This window comes from Bradyrhizobium sp., from assembly GCF_030693485.1.
In the GTDB taxonomy this organism is placed as follows: domain Bacteria; phylum Pseudomonadota; class Alphaproteobacteria; order Rhizobiales; family Xanthobacteraceae; genus Bradyrhizobium.
On sequence record NZ_JAUYAN010000333.1, the window covers coordinates 1 to 13,567 of the forward strand.

At 64.7% G+C, this 13,567-nt stretch carries 14 protein-coding genes, 1 tRNA gene, 1 other RNA gene and 1 riboswitch; of the genes, 9 read left to right on the forward strand and 7 right to left on the reverse strand.

Annotated features, from left to right (window positions below):
- Positions 1-238: 238 nt before the first annotated feature.
- Positions 239-1,432 (reverse strand): O-succinylhomoserine sulfhydrylase, encoded by a 1,194-nt coding sequence (locus Q8N40_RS24500; protein ID WP_305713639.1) that lies wholly within the window; start codon positions 1,430-1,432, stop codon positions 239-241.
- A 73-nt stretch (positions 1,433-1,505) separates the two neighbouring features.
- Positions 1,506-1,585: riboswitch (SAM riboswitch) on the reverse strand.
- A gap of 116 nt (positions 1,586-1,701) precedes the next feature.
- On the opposite strand from Q8N40_RS24500, the gene Q8N40_RS24505 reads away from it, so the two are divergent.
- Positions 1,702-2,808, forward strand: coding sequence for a 2'-deoxycytidine 5'-triphosphate deaminase (locus Q8N40_RS24505; protein ID WP_305713640.1), 1,107 nt, complete (start codon positions 1,702-1,704; stop codon positions 2,806-2,808).
- Positions 2,809-2,993: 185 nt separating this feature from the next.
- On the opposite strand, the gene Q8N40_RS24510 is transcribed toward Q8N40_RS24505, so the two are convergent.
- Positions 2,994-4,238, reverse strand: a complete 1,245-nt coding sequence (locus Q8N40_RS24510; protein WP_305713641.1) for a DUF4010 domain-containing protein — start codon at positions 4,236-4,238, stop codon at positions 2,994-2,996.
- Positions 4,239-4,411: 173 nt separating this feature from the next.
- Between Q8N40_RS24510 and Q8N40_RS24515 the strand changes: the two genes are divergently transcribed.
- Positions 4,412-5,107 (forward strand): VIT family protein, encoded by a 696-nt coding sequence (locus Q8N40_RS24515; protein WP_305713642.1) that lies wholly within the window; start codon positions 4,412-4,414, stop codon positions 5,105-5,107.
- Positions 5,108-5,123: 16 nt separating this feature from the next.
- On the opposite strand, the gene Q8N40_RS24520 is transcribed toward Q8N40_RS24515, so the two are convergent.
- Positions 5,124-6,455 carry a sorbosone dehydrogenase family protein gene (locus Q8N40_RS24520; protein ID WP_305713643.1) on the reverse strand — a complete coding sequence of 444 codons (1,332 nt, stop codon included), beginning with the start codon at positions 6,453-6,455 and terminating at the stop codon, positions 5,124-5,126.
- A gap of 203 nt (positions 6,456-6,658) precedes the next feature.
- On the opposite strand from Q8N40_RS24520, the gene Q8N40_RS24525 reads away from it, so the two are divergent.
- Positions 6,659-7,711, forward strand: a complete 1,053-nt coding sequence (locus Q8N40_RS24525) for a hypothetical protein (protein ID WP_305713644.1) — start codon at positions 6,659-6,661, stop codon at positions 7,709-7,711.
- Between the two features lie 209 nt (positions 7,712-7,920).
- A complete protein-coding gene (locus Q8N40_RS24530) occupies positions 7,921-9,363 on the forward strand; it encodes an MATE family efflux transporter (RefSeq protein WP_305713645.1) in 1,443 nt (480 codons plus the stop codon).
- 94 nt (positions 9,364-9,457) lie between these two features.
- Here Q8N40_RS24530 and Q8N40_RS24535 read toward each other — a convergent pair whose 3' ends face one another.
- The 3 genes from Q8N40_RS24535 to Q8N40_RS24545 are packed head-to-tail and all read right to left on the reverse strand — an operon-like array spanning position 9,458 to position 11,303.
- Positions 9,458-9,817 (reverse strand): VOC family protein, encoded by a 360-nt coding sequence (locus Q8N40_RS24535; protein ID WP_305713646.1) that lies wholly within the window; start codon positions 9,815-9,817, stop codon positions 9,458-9,460.
- Positions 9,818-9,872: 55 nt separating this feature from the next.
- Positions 9,873-10,712, reverse strand: a complete 840-nt coding sequence (locus Q8N40_RS24540; protein WP_305713647.1) for an AraC family transcriptional regulator — start codon at positions 10,710-10,712, stop codon at positions 9,873-9,875.
- Between the two features lie 9 nt (positions 10,713-10,721).
- Complete coding sequence (locus tag Q8N40_RS24545) at positions 10,722-11,303, reverse strand: methylated-DNA--[protein]-cysteine S-methyltransferase (protein WP_305321445.1); 582 nt, start codon at positions 11,301-11,303, stop codon at positions 10,722-10,724.
- A gap of 136 nt (positions 11,304-11,439) precedes the next feature.
- Here Q8N40_RS24545 and Q8N40_RS24550 point away from each other — a divergent pair.
- The 3 genes from Q8N40_RS24550 (at position 11,440) to ssrA (ending at position 12,497) form a co-directional block, all read left to right on the forward strand.
- Positions 11,440-11,513: transfer RNA gene (locus tag Q8N40_RS24550), tRNA-Gly, on the forward strand.
- A 36-nt stretch (positions 11,514-11,549) separates the two neighbouring features.
- The gene (locus Q8N40_RS24555) at positions 11,550-12,059 is read left to right on the forward strand and encodes a hypothetical protein (RefSeq protein ID WP_305713648.1); all 510 of its coding nucleotides are present in this window, start codon (positions 11,550-11,552) and stop codon (positions 12,057-12,059) included.
- Between the two features lie 107 nt (positions 12,060-12,166).
- Positions 12,167-12,497: a transfer-messenger RNA gene (ssrA, locus tag Q8N40_RS24560) on the forward strand.
- Between the two features lie 55 nt (positions 12,498-12,552).
- Here ssrA and Q8N40_RS24565 read toward each other — a convergent pair.
- Positions 12,553-12,903 carry a RidA family protein gene (locus Q8N40_RS24565; protein WP_305713649.1) on the reverse strand — a complete coding sequence of 117 codons (351 nt, stop codon included), beginning with the start codon at positions 12,901-12,903 and terminating at the stop codon, positions 12,553-12,555.
- A 141-nt stretch (positions 12,904-13,044) separates the two neighbouring features.
- Here Q8N40_RS24565 and Q8N40_RS24570 point away from each other — a divergent pair, with 141 nt between their 5' ends.
- The gene (locus Q8N40_RS24570) at positions 13,045-13,263 is read left to right on the forward strand and encodes a hypothetical protein (RefSeq protein ID WP_305319212.1); all 219 of its coding nucleotides are present in this window, start codon (positions 13,045-13,047) and stop codon (positions 13,261-13,263) included.
- Positions 13,250-13,561 (forward strand): type II toxin-antitoxin system RelE/ParE family toxin, encoded by a 312-nt coding sequence (locus tag Q8N40_RS24575; RefSeq protein WP_305319213.1) that lies wholly within the window; start codon positions 13,250-13,252, stop codon positions 13,559-13,561. The genes Q8N40_RS24570 and Q8N40_RS24575 overlap by 14 nt, the downstream gene beginning before the upstream one ends.
- Positions 13,562-13,567: the final 6 nt, after the last annotated feature.

A 13,567-nucleotide genomic window follows, 5' to 3' on the forward strand; every position in this document is an offset into this window, starting at 1 on the left:
AACTCTCGGGCATCGTGCTGATCGTGATCGGCGTCGCAATGCTGATCGCGGTGTGACGGTCTTCACCCTCCCCTGGAGGGGGAGGGTCGACGCGAATGAAATGAGCGGCGGGGTGGGGTGAAAGTCTCTCACCTCGATCAGTGCCTGCGTGGATAGACCGTCACCCCACCCCGTCTCGCATTTCGCTGCGCTCAATACGAGCCGACCCTCCCCCTTCAGGGGAGGGTAAGAAGAAACGTCACGCCGTCTCCAGCGCCGCCTGCAAATCCTCGATCAGATCGTCGCGGTGCTCGAGCCCGGCGGAGAAACGAATAAATCCTTCGCTGATGCCGAGCTCGGCACGCGCCTCCGGAGTCAGCCGCTGATGCGTGGTCGTCGCGGGATGGGTGACCAGACTCTTGGCGTCGCCGAGGTTGTTGGAGATCCGCGAGATCTTCAGGCTGTTGAGGGTGCGGAACGCCGCCGCCTTGCCGCCCTTGACCTCGAATCCGACCAGCGTCGAGCCGGCGCGCATCTGCTTCTTCACCGTGGCGGCCTGCGGATGATCGGACCTTCCGGGATAGATCAGCCGCGAGATTTTCGGATGCTGCGCCAGCGCGTCGGCGATGGCGCCCGCAGTTTCAGTCTGGGCGCGGACGCGCACTGCAAGCGTCTCCAGCCCCTTCAGCAGCACCCAGGCGTTGAACGGCGACATCGACGGGCCGGTCTGGCGCATGAAATTGTGGATGTGCTCGGCGATGAACGCTTCCGAGGACAGAATGATGCCGCCGAGGCAGCGGCCCTGGCCGTCGATGTGTTTGGTCGCGGAATATACCACGACGTCGGCGCCAAGCGTGAGCGGGCTCTGCCAGATCGGCGTCGCGAACACATTGTCGACGATCAGCCGCGCGCCGCCGGCATGGGCGATCTCGGCGATCGCGCCGATGTCGAGCACGTCGAGCGTCGGATTGGTCGGGCTCTCCAGGAAGCAGGTTCTGGTATTGGGCCGCATCGCCTTCTGCCACTGGTCGAGGTCGAGGCCGTCGACCAGCGTCGACGAAATGCCGTAGCGCGGCAGCAGGTCTTCGACCACGTAGCGGCAGGAGCCGAACATCGCCTTCGCCGCCACCACGTGATCCCCGGCCTTCAGCGGCGCGAGAATCGCGGTCGTCACCGCGGCCATGCCGGTGGCGGTGGCGCGCGCGGCTTCGGCGCCTTCGAGCTCGATCATGCGGCGCTCGAACATCGAGATGTTGGGATTGGAAAAACGCGAATAGAGAAAACCGGGCTCCTCGCCCTTGAACCGCGCCTCGCACTGCTCGGCGCTGTCGTAAACAAAACCCTGGGTCAGGAACAGCGCTTCGGACGTTTCGCCGAACTGCGAGCGCAGCGTGCCGGAATGCACCAGCCTTGTTTCGGGACGGTAGCGGGCGGTGGATTTAGTCTCAGACATGTGACCTCCGTCGTGACCACCAGAAAAATGGTCACAAAAAAAACCGGCCTGGAAAAAATTCCACAAGCCGGGATCACACATGTCCCCGGCCTGTTTAGCGACTTGTTTAACGTGGCTGCAAGCCGGCCGGCTCAAATCACCACGGGATAAGTCATGCTGATATTCCCTTGCGCCCTTTCCGTCAAGGCGGCCATCGGATAACCGGTGAAAGTCCGCATTTTCAGCGTCTGGATGGCCGGAAAGCCCGGCCGCTCCCGAGGACTCCCATCGTGACCTTCACGCTTTCGCCCGACGCCAATGGTATTCTGCCCGACCGCATGATCGCGGCGATGGCGGATGCCGGCCTCATTCTGCCGGCCTATCCCTTCGTCGAAAGCCAGATCCAGCCGGCGAGCCTCGATCTGCGGCTCGGCGACATCGCCTATCGCGTTCGCGCGAGTTTCCTGCCGGGTCCCGGCGCCACGGTGGCCGAGCGCATCGACGAACTGAAGCTGCATGAAATCGATTTGACCGACGGCGCGGTGCTGGAGACCAACTGCGTCTACATCGTGCCGCTTTTGGAGAGTCTCGCGCTGCCGCCGGAAATCGTTGCCGCCGCCAATCCCAAGAGCTCGACCGGGCGGCTCGACGTCTTCACCCGCGTCATCGCCGACGGCACGCGGCGCTTCGACATGATCGGCGCCGGCTATCACGGCCCGCTCTATGCCGAGATCAGCCCGAAAACCTTTCCGGTGCTGCTGCGCGAGGGCTCGCGGCTGTCACAGGTGCGCTTCCGCACCGGCGACGCCATCCTCAACGCCGACGAACTCGACGCGCTGCATGAGGCCGAGCGGCTGGTCGATGTCGACGATGCCGATCTCGTCAACGGCGTCGCGCTCAGCGTCGACCTCTCGGGTGAAAATTCGGATGGCTTCGTCGGCTATCGCGCCAAGCGTCACACCGGCGTCGTCGATATCGACCGCCGCGGCGGCTACGCCGTCGGCGAATTCTGGGAACCGATCGCAGCCCGGCCCGACGGCAGCCTCATTCTCGATCCCGGCGAGTTCTATATTCTGGCGTCGAAAGAGGCCGTCCAGGTGCCGCCGGACTACGCCGCGGAAATGGTGCCGTTCGATCCGCTGGTCGGCGAATTCCGCGTGCATTATGCCGGCTTCTTCGACCCCGGTTTCGGCTACGCCGGCGCCGGCGGACAGGGTTCGCGCGCCGTGCTGGAAGTGCGCTCGCGCGAAGTGCCCTTCATCCTTGAACACGGCCAGATCGTCGGCCGCCTCGTCTACGAGAAAATGCTGGCGCGCCCCGACGCGATGTACGGCCAGCGCATCGGCTCCAACTACCAGGCCCAGGGCCTGAAGCTGAGCAAGCATTTCAAGGTGTGACCTTTCTTACCTCTCCCGCTTGCGGGGGAGGTCGACGCGCGTGAAACGCGCGGCGGGTGGGGAAACTCTCTCAACTTGCGCCGGTGCCCGCGGAGGCAGCCCCCACCCCAGCCCTCCCCCGCAAGCGGGAGAGGGAGCGCAGCACAGCGGATGAACAATCGCGTTCTATCGCGCCGCCGAAGCGTCTACCGCATCAGCAGCGCGCCGGCCCAGGCCGCGACGGCGACCAGGATCAGCCCCGGAATCAGGCGCAACGCGAACGAGCGGCTGCCGCTGCTCCAGGCAAACACGATCTTGCTGACGGTGTTGGTGGTGAGTGCCGCGAGAACGGGAAACACCGCTTCGGCAGCGGTCATCTTTCCGGAGGCGACCAGCGAAGCCACCGCGATGACGGCTGAGTGCGTATCGACGAGGCCGGCGGCCGCCGCGGCGACGATAACTCCGGTCTCGCCAAACCAGTCCCGCAGCGCGGCTGAAACAACAAGGATAGCGGAAAGCGTCAGCGCGAACAGAAGCGCCACCGGGAGGCTGAACGCCTGTCCCGGCTGCGTATCCGGCATGTCCTTTTCGCGCAGGGTCCGGATCGTGAAGAAGCCGCCATAGGCGGTCGCGGCAATGCCGGCGCAGATCAGCGGGATAGAGAGTGCGTGCAATGTGGCGATGCTGGTGGCGGCGAGCACCAGCGACATCAGGACGATGGTGGCGACGGTCGAGAGCGCCGCGCCCGCGACCGCCGCGGTGATGATGCCGGGGCTTTTCTGAACCCGCGTTCCCATGGCGCCGATGGTCGCGGTGCTGGAGATGAAGCCCGCTGCGAAACCGGCGATCGGGAGGCCGAAGCGCGCGCCGAGCAGCCGGACGAGAATGTATCCCGCGGCGCTGATCGCCATCACCAGGATGACGACGATCCAGATCGCGTGCGGATTGAGGGCATCATAGGGTCCCATCGCCTGATTGGGCAGCAGGGGGAGAACCACCAGGGTCGCGCTGGCGAAGATCAGCGCATCCCGCACCTCTCTCTCGGTGAGCACCGAACGAACGAAATGATGCAGCGGAGCGCGTCCCGCGAGCAGGACGGCGAGGGCGACCGCGATGCCGGCCGCCAGCGCCGGTCGTTGCATCGCGAGACCGCCGAGCAGCGCGGTCAGCACCAGCGCAATCTCGGTGGTCAGGCCGGGATCGTCGTCGCGCGATCTGAAATAGGCGACGGCGGTCAGCGCGGCCACGCCTGCGACCGTGGCGGCCAGCACCAGTGCGCCGCCCACCATCACGCTGATGGCGCCGGCCAGCGAGACGACCGAGAACGTTCGGATTCCCGCTGGCGCGCGGGCTGGCCCTTGCCCCTTGCGGCGCTCGCGCTCGGCGCCGATCAGAAGTCCGATGCCAAGCGCGACCGCGAGTTTCAGCAGCAGGGGAGAAAGATCGAGCATTTCATTCTCGTTCGTCGGATCGTCTCAGCGAAGTCGGCGGCTTGCGTCAACACAGGCCGCCCGACCTCATCCTGATCGCCATCGCTCGATGTTGATGCAGATCATTGTCAAATGCGCGGCGCTTTGGGAAGCTGTGTCGTTCGCGGCACGACGGTTCGCGCAAGGGTCGAAGCATGAGAAGCCTCCATCGGGAGAACCACCTTGTCGAGCGAATCGGCTGGCTGCGGGCGGCCGTGCTCGGCGCCAATGACGGGATCATCTCGACTGCCAGCCTGATCCTGGGCGTGGCGTCGGCGTCGGCCTCGCAAGGCGATGTGTTGCTGACCGGCGTGGCCGGTCTGGTCGCGGGGGCGATGTCGATGGCGGCCGGCGAATATGTGTCGGTCAGTTCGCAGTCCGATACCGAACACGCCGACCTCGCCCGCGAGAAGCAGGAGTTGACCGACGATCCCGTATTCGAGCGGGAAGAGCTGGCACAGGTCTATGTCGCACGCGGCGTCGAGGTTGAACTCGCCCGCGAGGTCGCAAAGCAGTTGATGGCGAAAGACGCGCTGGGCGCGCACGCCCGCGACGAGCTCGGCATCTCCGAGATCACGACCGCGCGCCCGGTGCAGGCGGCACTGGCTTCCGCGGCGACCTTTTCTGTCGGAGCAGCCGCGCCGCTCGCGCTCGTCCTGGTCTCGCCATCCAGCATCCTGATCCCGGTGGTGTCGGTGGGATCGTTGCTGTTCCTCGCTTTGCTCGGCGCGATCGGCGCGAAAGCCGGCGGAGCCGGCCTGCTGAGGCCGACCATCCGCGTGACCTTCTGGGGCGCTCTCGCGATGGGGTTGACGGCGGGGATTGGCGCCATATTCGGCAAGGTGGTCTGAAACAGGGTTGCGTCTGCTACCTTGCCGCCGACTTCCCCGCCGGCGTCACCCGCCAGATCGCTTTGCCGACATCGTCGGCGACCAGCAGCGCGCCCTGTTTGTCGAGCGCGACGCCGACCGGGCGGCCCTGCGCTTCGCCGCGGTCATTGAGGAACCCGGTCAGCACGTCCTGCGGCTTGCCCGACGGCTTGCCCTCCGTGAACGGCACGAAGATCACCTTGTAGCCGGAGCGCGGTTTTCTGTTCCACGAACCGTGCTGGCCGATGAAGGCGCCGCCGGCCATCTCCTGCGGAAACAAATTGCCGGTATTGAATGCAAGCCCGAGTGCGGCGGTATGCGCGCCGAGCGCGTAGTCGGGCGCAATGGCCTTCGCCACCAGATCGGGCCGCTGCGGTTCGACACGGGTATCGACCTTCTGGCCGAAATAGCTGTAGGGCCAGCCGTAGAACGCACCATCCTTCACCGACGTCATGTAGTCCGGCACCAGATCGTTGCCGAGTTCGTCGCGCTCGTTGACGACCACCCACAGCGCGCCTGATTTCGGCTCCCAGGCGGGGCCGTTCGGATTGCGCAGACCGGAGCCGAACACGCGCCACTTGCCGGAGGCGCGATCGACTTCGAGCACGGCAGCGCGATTGGTCTCCTCCTCCATGCCGTTTTCGCCGATATTGCTGTTGGAGCCGACGGTGGCGTAAAGCTTTGTGCCGTCCGGGCTGGCGATGAGGTCCTTGGTCCAGTGATGGTTGCGGCCCGCCGGCAGGTCCGCCAGTTTCACGCCCGGAGCAGTGATTTTGGTGTCACCGGGGCGATAGGGAAATTTCACGATGGCGTCGGCATTGGCGACGTAGAATTCCTCGCCGACCAGGGCCATGCCGAACGGCGAGAACAGGTTTTCGAGGAAGACGCTCCTGGTCTCGGCGACGCCGTCACCGTCGGCATCGCGCAGCAGCGTGATGCGATTGGCGCTGGGCACGCCGGCGCCGGCGCGGTTCATGATCAGTTTCGTGATCCAGCCCTTGATGCCGCCGGAATCGGCCTTCGGCGGCGCGTTGCTTTCGGCCACCAGAACGTCGCCATTGGGCAGCACATGGACCGTGCGCGGATGATCGAGCCCGGTCGCGAACGCATTGACCGCCATGCCGCTTGCCGCCCTCGGCTTGGCACCGGCGGGCCAGCCGGTGGCGGTCGCGATATGGACCGTCGGCAGCCAGGATTTTTCCGGGGCCGGCAGGGTCGGGGAGGGGCCAAAGGTCTGCTCGGCGACGGCGGTATTGGCGGGCTCGTTGCAGGCGGCGAGCGGAAGCGTCAACGCTCCGATACAGATGCCGCGCAGGACTGCGTTGCGCATGCTGGCTCCTTGGCAATTGCCCTGTACAATACGGAACACCTGCCGATGTTCATAGATTCCGTTATGAAATTCGTGTGATAGAAAACGGTGCTATCGCACCGGTACTGTACATGGGGTTGTTTTCGATATTTTGGTCGGGAGCGGCACTCGGTCGGTCCTGAGGCCGGGAAGGCTTTGGGCAAAACAGGGTTTGGGAGTTCGCCATGAACGGGACGTCGGACGGCGCACGCGAGGCGCAATGGCTGAAATGGCGCAGTGTCGCCGAACTCTATCACGCCTATTTCACCGGACTTATCCTGACCGTGGTGACGCGGCGCGGCACCGCCGATGCCGCGGAATTCGTGTTCCGGGTGTTTCGCCGCCAGCAGCAGGAGCGCTTCCTGCCCGGCCTCGAAAAGCTCGGCCTCAGCCATCTGCCGCCGGCGGTGGCGGCGGCGCAGTATCATTATCTCTCCAACTGGATCGGCGGCGTCCATGTCGAATACATGTACGAGAACGACGCTAAGGCCTGGATCCGCTATCCGCCGCCGCGCTGGATCTGGAAAGGCACCGCGATCTGCGGCGTGCCCGGCGAAGTGTCGCGCGCGATGCTGCGCGGCTGGCACGCCAACAACGGCGTGGCGCTGGGCAATCTGAAACTCGGCTTCGTCTGCACCAAGCAGAGCGTCGACGGCCAGGACGGGCTGGAAGGTTACTACTGCGAATACGATCATCCGCTCGAGATCGATCAGCGCATGGTGTTCGCACGCCATCTCGAAGCGCCGTTGTTCGATCCCGCCACCGCGCCTGCGCTGCCGGTCGCAAGCTGGCCGAAACCGCGGCTGGAAAAGGCCTATCGCAACTACGCGATGGAATATGTGCGGACTGCGGCGCCCGTCATGGTGCAGGTGTTCGGCCCCGAAGATGCCGGCTACCTGCTGCATCTCACCGGCAAGCTGATCGGCATGCAGTATTTCGACGAGATCGCAAATAGTCTCGGCGCGACGCGTGGATCGGCCAGCGAGTTCGTGGCGTTCCTGCGCGCGTTGTTCGAGGCGCAGGACGATGTCGCCGATATCAGCGAGTCCGGCGGCGCTTTCGAAATCCGGCAACAGAGCTGGAAGCTGATGGCCGACCTCGGCGATTATCACCCGGCCTGCGCCAGGGTGCTCGAAGGCTTGTTCGAGGGCCTCGCGGCCGGCTGCGGCCGTCATATTCCCGTTCACTTGAAACCGTCGCCGGGCGGCAAGCCGCCCTTCGTCTGGTCGATCGGCTGAGCGGTTCGACTCACTTGCACCTTGCACCGCCGCGCTCTGACGAGCGCGTCGACCTCCCCCGCAAGCGCAAGCGGGAGAGGTAAGAAGGTCGTCTTGGCGCAGGCGGCCCATGCGCCCGGCGCGCATGGAATCATGGGGGATCGGTGCTAGGAAGCGCCCAGCACGGCAGGTAGATCGGGCTGCAGCGCGGTTGGCGCGCGGGAGATGAAATGTCCGATATCGGTGTCGCCGAGATCCCCGTTGACGACGACGAACGCCCGCTTCCGCCGCCGGAAGCGCCGGTGAAGAACGCGCTGGTCGAGGGGCCGATCCTGCGCACGCTGTTGTGGCTGGCGTGGCCGAATGTGATCGCGCTCTCGGCCGGCACCTGCGTGGTGATCGCGGAGACCTCCTATATCGGCCGGCTCGGTGTCGAGTCGCTGGCGGCGATGGCGCTGGTGTTTCCGTTCGTGATCCTGACCATGACCATGTCGGGCGGCGCGATGGGCGGCGGCGTGGCGTCGGCGATCGCGCGCGCGATCGGCGCCGGCGATATCGACCGCGCCTCGACGCTGGCGGCGCATGCGATGCTGATCGGCATCAGCCTCGGCCTCGTCTTCATGCTGGGCATGCTGATCTTCGGACCCACGCTGCTGGAACTGCTCGGCGGCCGCGGCAACGTGCTGGCCCAGGCCATCGGCTATGTGCAGATCTTCTTCGGCGGCGCGGTGGTGCCGTGGCTGATGAACACGTTTGCGGGAATTTTGCGCGGCACCGGCAACATGAAACTGCCGTCGCTGCTGATGCTGTCGTCCGCCGCCTGCCAGATCATTCTCGGCGGCACGCTCGGCCTCGGCCTCGGGCCGATCCCGTCCTTCGGCATGCAGGGCGTCGCCGCAGGGTCGCTGGTCGCCTACGTCATCAGCGTCTCCGTGATGGCCTGGTACATTTTTTCCGGGCGCGCCCGCGTGGTTCCCAAGATCAGGGGACTGCGGATTCAATGGGCGATGTTCTTCGATATCCTGAAGGTGGGCGCCATCTCCTGCTTCTCGCCGCTGCAGTCGGTACTGACCGTCGCCATCTTCACCCACATGCTGGCGCAGTTCGGCACCGAAATCCTGGCCGGCTACGGCGTCGGCGCCCGGCTCGAATTCATGCTGACCTCGATCGCGTTCGCGGTCGGTATCGCCTCGGTGCCGATGGTCGGGATGGCGATCGGCGCGCAGCGGGTGGCGCGGGCGCGGCGGATCGCGTGGATCGCGGGCTGCGTCGCCTTCGTGTCGGTCGGCGTGGTCGCCACCGTGATCGGGATGTTTCCCGATCTCTGGGTCAATATCTTCACCGACGACCCGAACGTGCGCGCCGCCAGCCGGCAATATCTGTCGATCGCCGCACCGATGTACGCCTTCATCGGGCTGTCGATCTCGATGTATTTCTCCTCGCAGGGGGCTGCGAAGGTGCTGGGCCCGGTGCTGGCGCAAACCGCGCGGCTGGTGTTCGTCGCCATCGGCGGCTGGTGGCTGGCGACCTTCGATGCGTCGGCGGCGAATTATTTTGCGCTGGCGGCAGCGTCCATGGTCGTGCTCGGCGTGCTGTCCGCCGCCAGCGTCGTCTTCACGCGCTGGGGACCGAAGGGTCGCCCGGCGCCGGATATCCGCCCCGCACTGTCGTGATCGTCACGGCAAACGCCACGATCGGCGCGTCTCTGGCAAGGAGCGACCCCGTCATCCTGTCAGGATGACCGTTGCGGATGTGGCGCGATCCGTCCTACGTAGAAACCGCCTCGACATTGTTGCCGTCGGGATCGATCAGGAACGCGGCATAGTAGGTCGGGCTGTAATCGGCGCGCGGGCCGGCGCCGCCATTGTCGCGGCCGCCGGCCTTCAGTCCCTCGCTGTGAAACTTGGCGATCGCGTCGTGATCGGGTGCGCGGAAGGCGACATGGGCGCCGCCATTGGCACGCCCCTTGTGCAGATGCAGCCAGAGCGCCGGCTCGCCCTTGGGACCGAAGCCGGCGCCGCTGTCGTCGCGCGAGCACAGCACGAATCCGAGCGGGGCCAGTGCGGCGGTGTAGAAACGCACGCTGGCGTCGAGGCTCTCAACTCTCAATCCGATGTGGTCGTACATGGCGATCTCCTGTTCGAGGCGCGCTGGAACGCGCGCGGTTCGGAGACAACCCTAGTCAGTGCAAGGCGAGGCGTTCTTGGAAAATCTTGCGGTCGCCGCGCGATGCTGCACGGAAGCGGCGCGGCGAAACGCCGGCAGCGCGGTGGAAGGTGCGGACGAAATTGGAGAGATCGGCGAAACCGACATCGTAGGCGATGTCGGTGACGGAGATTTCGTCGTCGGCCAACAGCCGCGCGGCATGACGCAGCCGCGAGCGCACCAGGTACTGGTGCGGGGTGACGCCGAGCACGCTGGAGAACAGCCGCAGGAAGTGGAACGGGCTGAGCCCGGCCTGGGCGGCGGCCTGCTCCAGATCGACATTTTCTGGCGAATGCGCGTCGATCCACAGCGCGGTTTCCACCGCGCGGCGGCGGTCCCTGGGAGCCGTCGCCGCGGGCTTCTGCGACTGCCCGGAAACCACCTCGACAAACCGGCTGGCGAACAGCGCTCCGGCCTCGTCGAGTCCGATATCGCTGCGGCCGTCGGCCGCGGCCTGCGCCAGCTCGCCGAGTACCATCAATTCCGGCAGCGGCGGTGCGGCGCCGATCTGCCAGATATCGGTGCGGTCGCCGATCGCCTCCACCAGTTCGGGGCCGAGAAAGAACGACAGGCACTCGTCGCCGCAGACATGGTCGTGGGTGCACATGTATTCGTCGCCGGGATGGCCTACCAGCACCGATCCCGCCACCAGTTCGAAACGCCGGCCGCGGCTGCGGCAGCCGAAACTGCCCTTGCGGACGAAGGAAACCGAATGGTCGGTATGTTGCTCCACGAACGGCGTGTCTGCCGGACCGGCGGTGCAGCGGAAATCGAATACCGAGATGGAATTGCGCTGAAACAGGGGTCTTGCCGTCATGCGGCGATTTTAGCTCTGCAGGCGCGGCGGAGCAACGGGCAGCAGGACGTCGAACAGGGTTTTGCTGCTGACGGCGCTGCGCGCGCCCTCGATCGAAAGCAGGGTGCGCTTGGAAATACTGCCGCCGTGCGGGGACATCCTGTCGGCGTAGCTGCCGGCCTCGAGCACGCGATGGCAGGGCACGATGATCACGAACGGATTTTTGGCCAGCGCCTGCGCCACCGAGTGCACGGCGCCGGAGGCGCCGAGCCGTGTGGCGATTTCGCCATAGGTGCGGGTTTCGCCGCGCGGGATCGCCTGCGTCAGCTGGTAGACCCGCTGGTTGAAGGCGTGGATGCCTGACAAATCGAGGGCGATGTCGGAAAGGTCGCCGGGCTGGCCGCGCAGCAGCGCCACGATGCCCTCGATCGCGATTTCGACATTCAGCGGCGGACGCTGTTCGCGCGCCTCGGGATACAGCTGATACAGCCGGCGCCTGGTTTCGATTTCGCGCGCCTCGGGCAGCTGCACGCCGACGATGCCGGCCTGGCCCCATGCGATGCCGCACCGGCCGATCATGGTGTCGAAAATAGTGTACCCACGCCCCGACATTACGCTACCCACCCTGAGGAGATCATAGCACCGTCATAAACGGCTGCACCTGGAATCTTGGGGTTCGGTTAAGGGCTGGCCCGGCAAGGTGCTTGGCGGACTGCGCGGTCTCGGCTAATTAGGGAGCCAGCCAACGGCGGGCGTAGCTCAATGGTAGAGCAGGAGCTTCCCAAGCTCACGACGAGGGTTCGATTCCCTTCGCCCGCTCCAGCCCCAGGCCATTGATCGGGGACAATTGTGAGGCTCATGACGATTTTGGCTGGAAGCTGGATTGGCGCCACCCTGCTTGGCTTTTCTTTTGCTCTGATGATCAGTCCGGGCACGACATACGCGCAAGGCAGCACGGGGGGCAGTATCGGAAATGACGACAAGGCGGTGTCGGGCTCGCGGATCGTCGAGCCTCGCGCGGTCGAAAAGCCGGCACGGCGAAGCCGCACCGATGCGGACGAGCCGCGCCGCTCGTCATCCGGAAGAAGCGGTGGCGGCGGCGGCAGTTTCGATGGCGCATGGATCGTCAATGCCGTGGGCCTGACGTGTTCAGGTACCAGCAGCAATGCCGTCGTCGTCACCAGCGGCAGGATTATCGGCAACAACGTGACATCGGGCAGAGTTAGTCCAAACGGGTCCGTTTACGCTACCGGCGGCAGTGGTGGTCTCACCAACGTGACCACCGGACGACTGTCCGGACGCACCGGCTCCGGAACCTTTGTCCAATCCGACGGCTGCCGGGGACGCTGGACCGCGAGCAAGCAATGAATTCAGACGCGTTGTCATGTGCGGATGCTCAAGGACAAGTTTGGCCTGTCCTTTGCCGGCTGATGCCGTGGGGGATGCCTTGGGAGCGTCTGGTTCCCCTCGCTGGCAGTCTAGTATTTCCACCCGATCGCGCCTATATTCAGGCTGTCGAAAGACGATGGCGCTGAAACTCTGAGCGGACTGCAGGCAGACCCGGGGGCAGTACCCGGCGCCTCCACCCTAGCAGCTTGATCTTGCCGGAAGGCGATCTGCAAAAGGCTGCTACGGCGGGGGCGAAACAGGATCGATGGCTGCGAAGAAGCTCTGAATTGTGCTCGGCATGATACCGCCGTTATCGGGTCAAAAACCTAAATGCAAACGATAACGTTGCATTGAACGAAGTGCGCCTCGCGGCGTAACCTGTTCGGGGTTGGTCCACCTGGCAACAGAACGGCCATTGCCGCGTCAGCCCTCGGGCTGGCGCGGCTTTAATTTGTGGGGCAGTTCGACAAGGCTACCTGGCCGCGACCACCATGATCTCGACGTTGTATTTTGGCGATGCCAGCCTGGCCTCGACGGTGGCGCGCGCCGGGGTATTGCCCGCCGAGACCCAGCCGTCCCACACCGCGTTCATCTCGGCGAAGGTGTTCATGTCTGTGATATAGATCGTCGCCGACAGCAGCTTCGACTTGTCGGTTCCGGCCTTCTTGAGATGGCTGTCGATGGTCGCAAGCACGTCCTGCGTCTGCTTGGTGACGCTCTCGCCGGCCGCGTTGCTGGCGACGACGCCGGCAAGATAGACGGTGTTGCCATGGACGACGACCTGGCTCATGCGCGGGCCGGTATCGAAACGCTGGATGGTCATATGCTTCTCCTGAAGATGGGGCTGACTACTTAGCGCGCGGGCGCGCCATTGGCAAAGCTCGTCATGCCCCGGGGTTGGGTAACAGGTTCGTTTTCTTCAAATTCTGGAGCCCCGCGAAGCGAAATGTGCTAGGCTGCGTCCATGGTCAAGACGCTCGAACAAGCCATCGTCCAACTCTCGCGCCTGCCGGATGCCGACCAGGAACAGATCGGCCGCAAGCTGCTTTCACATGTCGAAAAGCTGAACGCGCTTCGTGCCGAAATAGACAAGGGCATTCGATCGCTGGATGCGGGTAAGGGCAGCGCATTGGATATCGAGGACTTCCTTAGCCGGAAGAAGTCGGGACATGGCGGGGTATAGTTTTCGGGTTATTTGGTCGCCTGAAGCACTCGATGATATTGACCGGTTATGGGAATACTACGCCGGTACGGCGGGAAGGGCGATAGCTGACAAACTCCTGCGGGAAGTTGTCCGTGTTGTTGCGACAATTGACGACTTTCCTCTGGCAGGACGGTCGCGTGATGAAATCCGAACAGGCCTGCGCTCGCTCGCTGCCAGCCCCCATGTTGTGTTCTACCGCTTGAACGATGATCGGCCGGAAATCGTGCGTGTGCTGGATGGGCGTCAGGATATGGAAGATATTTTTTCGGAAGGTTGAATTAGG

Bases quoted from the DNA above. Each gene is read 5' to 3' on its own strand.
- Q8N40_RS24500 (WP_305713639.1), bottom strand. From the start codon at position 1,432: ATGTCTGAGACTAAATCCACCGCCCGCTACCGTCCCGAAACAAGGCTG.
- Q8N40_RS24555 (WP_305713648.1), top strand. From the start codon at position 11,550: ATGACGATTTTGGCTGGAAGCTGGATTGGCGCCACCCTGCTTGGCTTT.
- Q8N40_RS24570 (WP_305319212.1), top strand. From the start codon at position 13,045: ATGGTCAAGACGCTCGAACAAGCCATCGTCCAACTCTCGCGCCTGCCG.
- Q8N40_RS24515 (WP_305713642.1), top strand. From the start codon at position 4,412: ATGAGAAGCCTCCATCGGGAGAACCACCTTGTCGAGCGAATCGGCTGG.
- Q8N40_RS24510 (WP_305713641.1), bottom strand. From the start codon at position 4,238: ATGCTCGATCTTTCTCCCCTGCTGCTGAAACTCGCGGTCGCGCTTGGC.
- Q8N40_RS24525 (WP_305713644.1), top strand. From the start codon at position 6,659: ATGAACGGGACGTCGGACGGCGCACGCGAGGCGCAATGGCTGAAATGG.
- Q8N40_RS24575 (WP_305319213.1), top strand. From the start codon at position 13,250: ATGGCGGGGTATAGTTTTCGGGTTATTTGGTCGCCTGAAGCACTCGAT.
- Q8N40_RS24530 (WP_305713645.1), top strand. From the start codon at position 7,921: ATGTCCGATATCGGTGTCGCCGAGATCCCCGTTGACGACGACGAACGC.
- Q8N40_RS24565 (WP_305713649.1), bottom strand. From the start codon at position 12,903: ATGACCATCCAGCGTTTCGATACCGGCCCGCGCATGAGCCAGGTCGTC.
- Q8N40_RS24545 (WP_305321445.1), bottom strand. From the start codon at position 11,303: ATGTCGGGGCGTGGGTACACTATTTTCGACACCATGATCGGCCGGTGC.
- Q8N40_RS24540 (WP_305713647.1), bottom strand. From the start codon at position 10,712: ATGACGGCAAGACCCCTGTTTCAGCGCAATTCCATCTCGGTATTCGAT.
- Q8N40_RS24535 (WP_305713646.1), bottom strand. From the start codon at position 9,817: ATGTACGACCACATCGGATTGAGAGTTGAGAGCCTCGACGCCAGCGTG.
- Q8N40_RS24520 (WP_305713643.1), bottom strand. From the start codon at position 6,455: ATGCGCAACGCAGTCCTGCGCGGCATCTGTATCGGAGCGTTGACGCTT.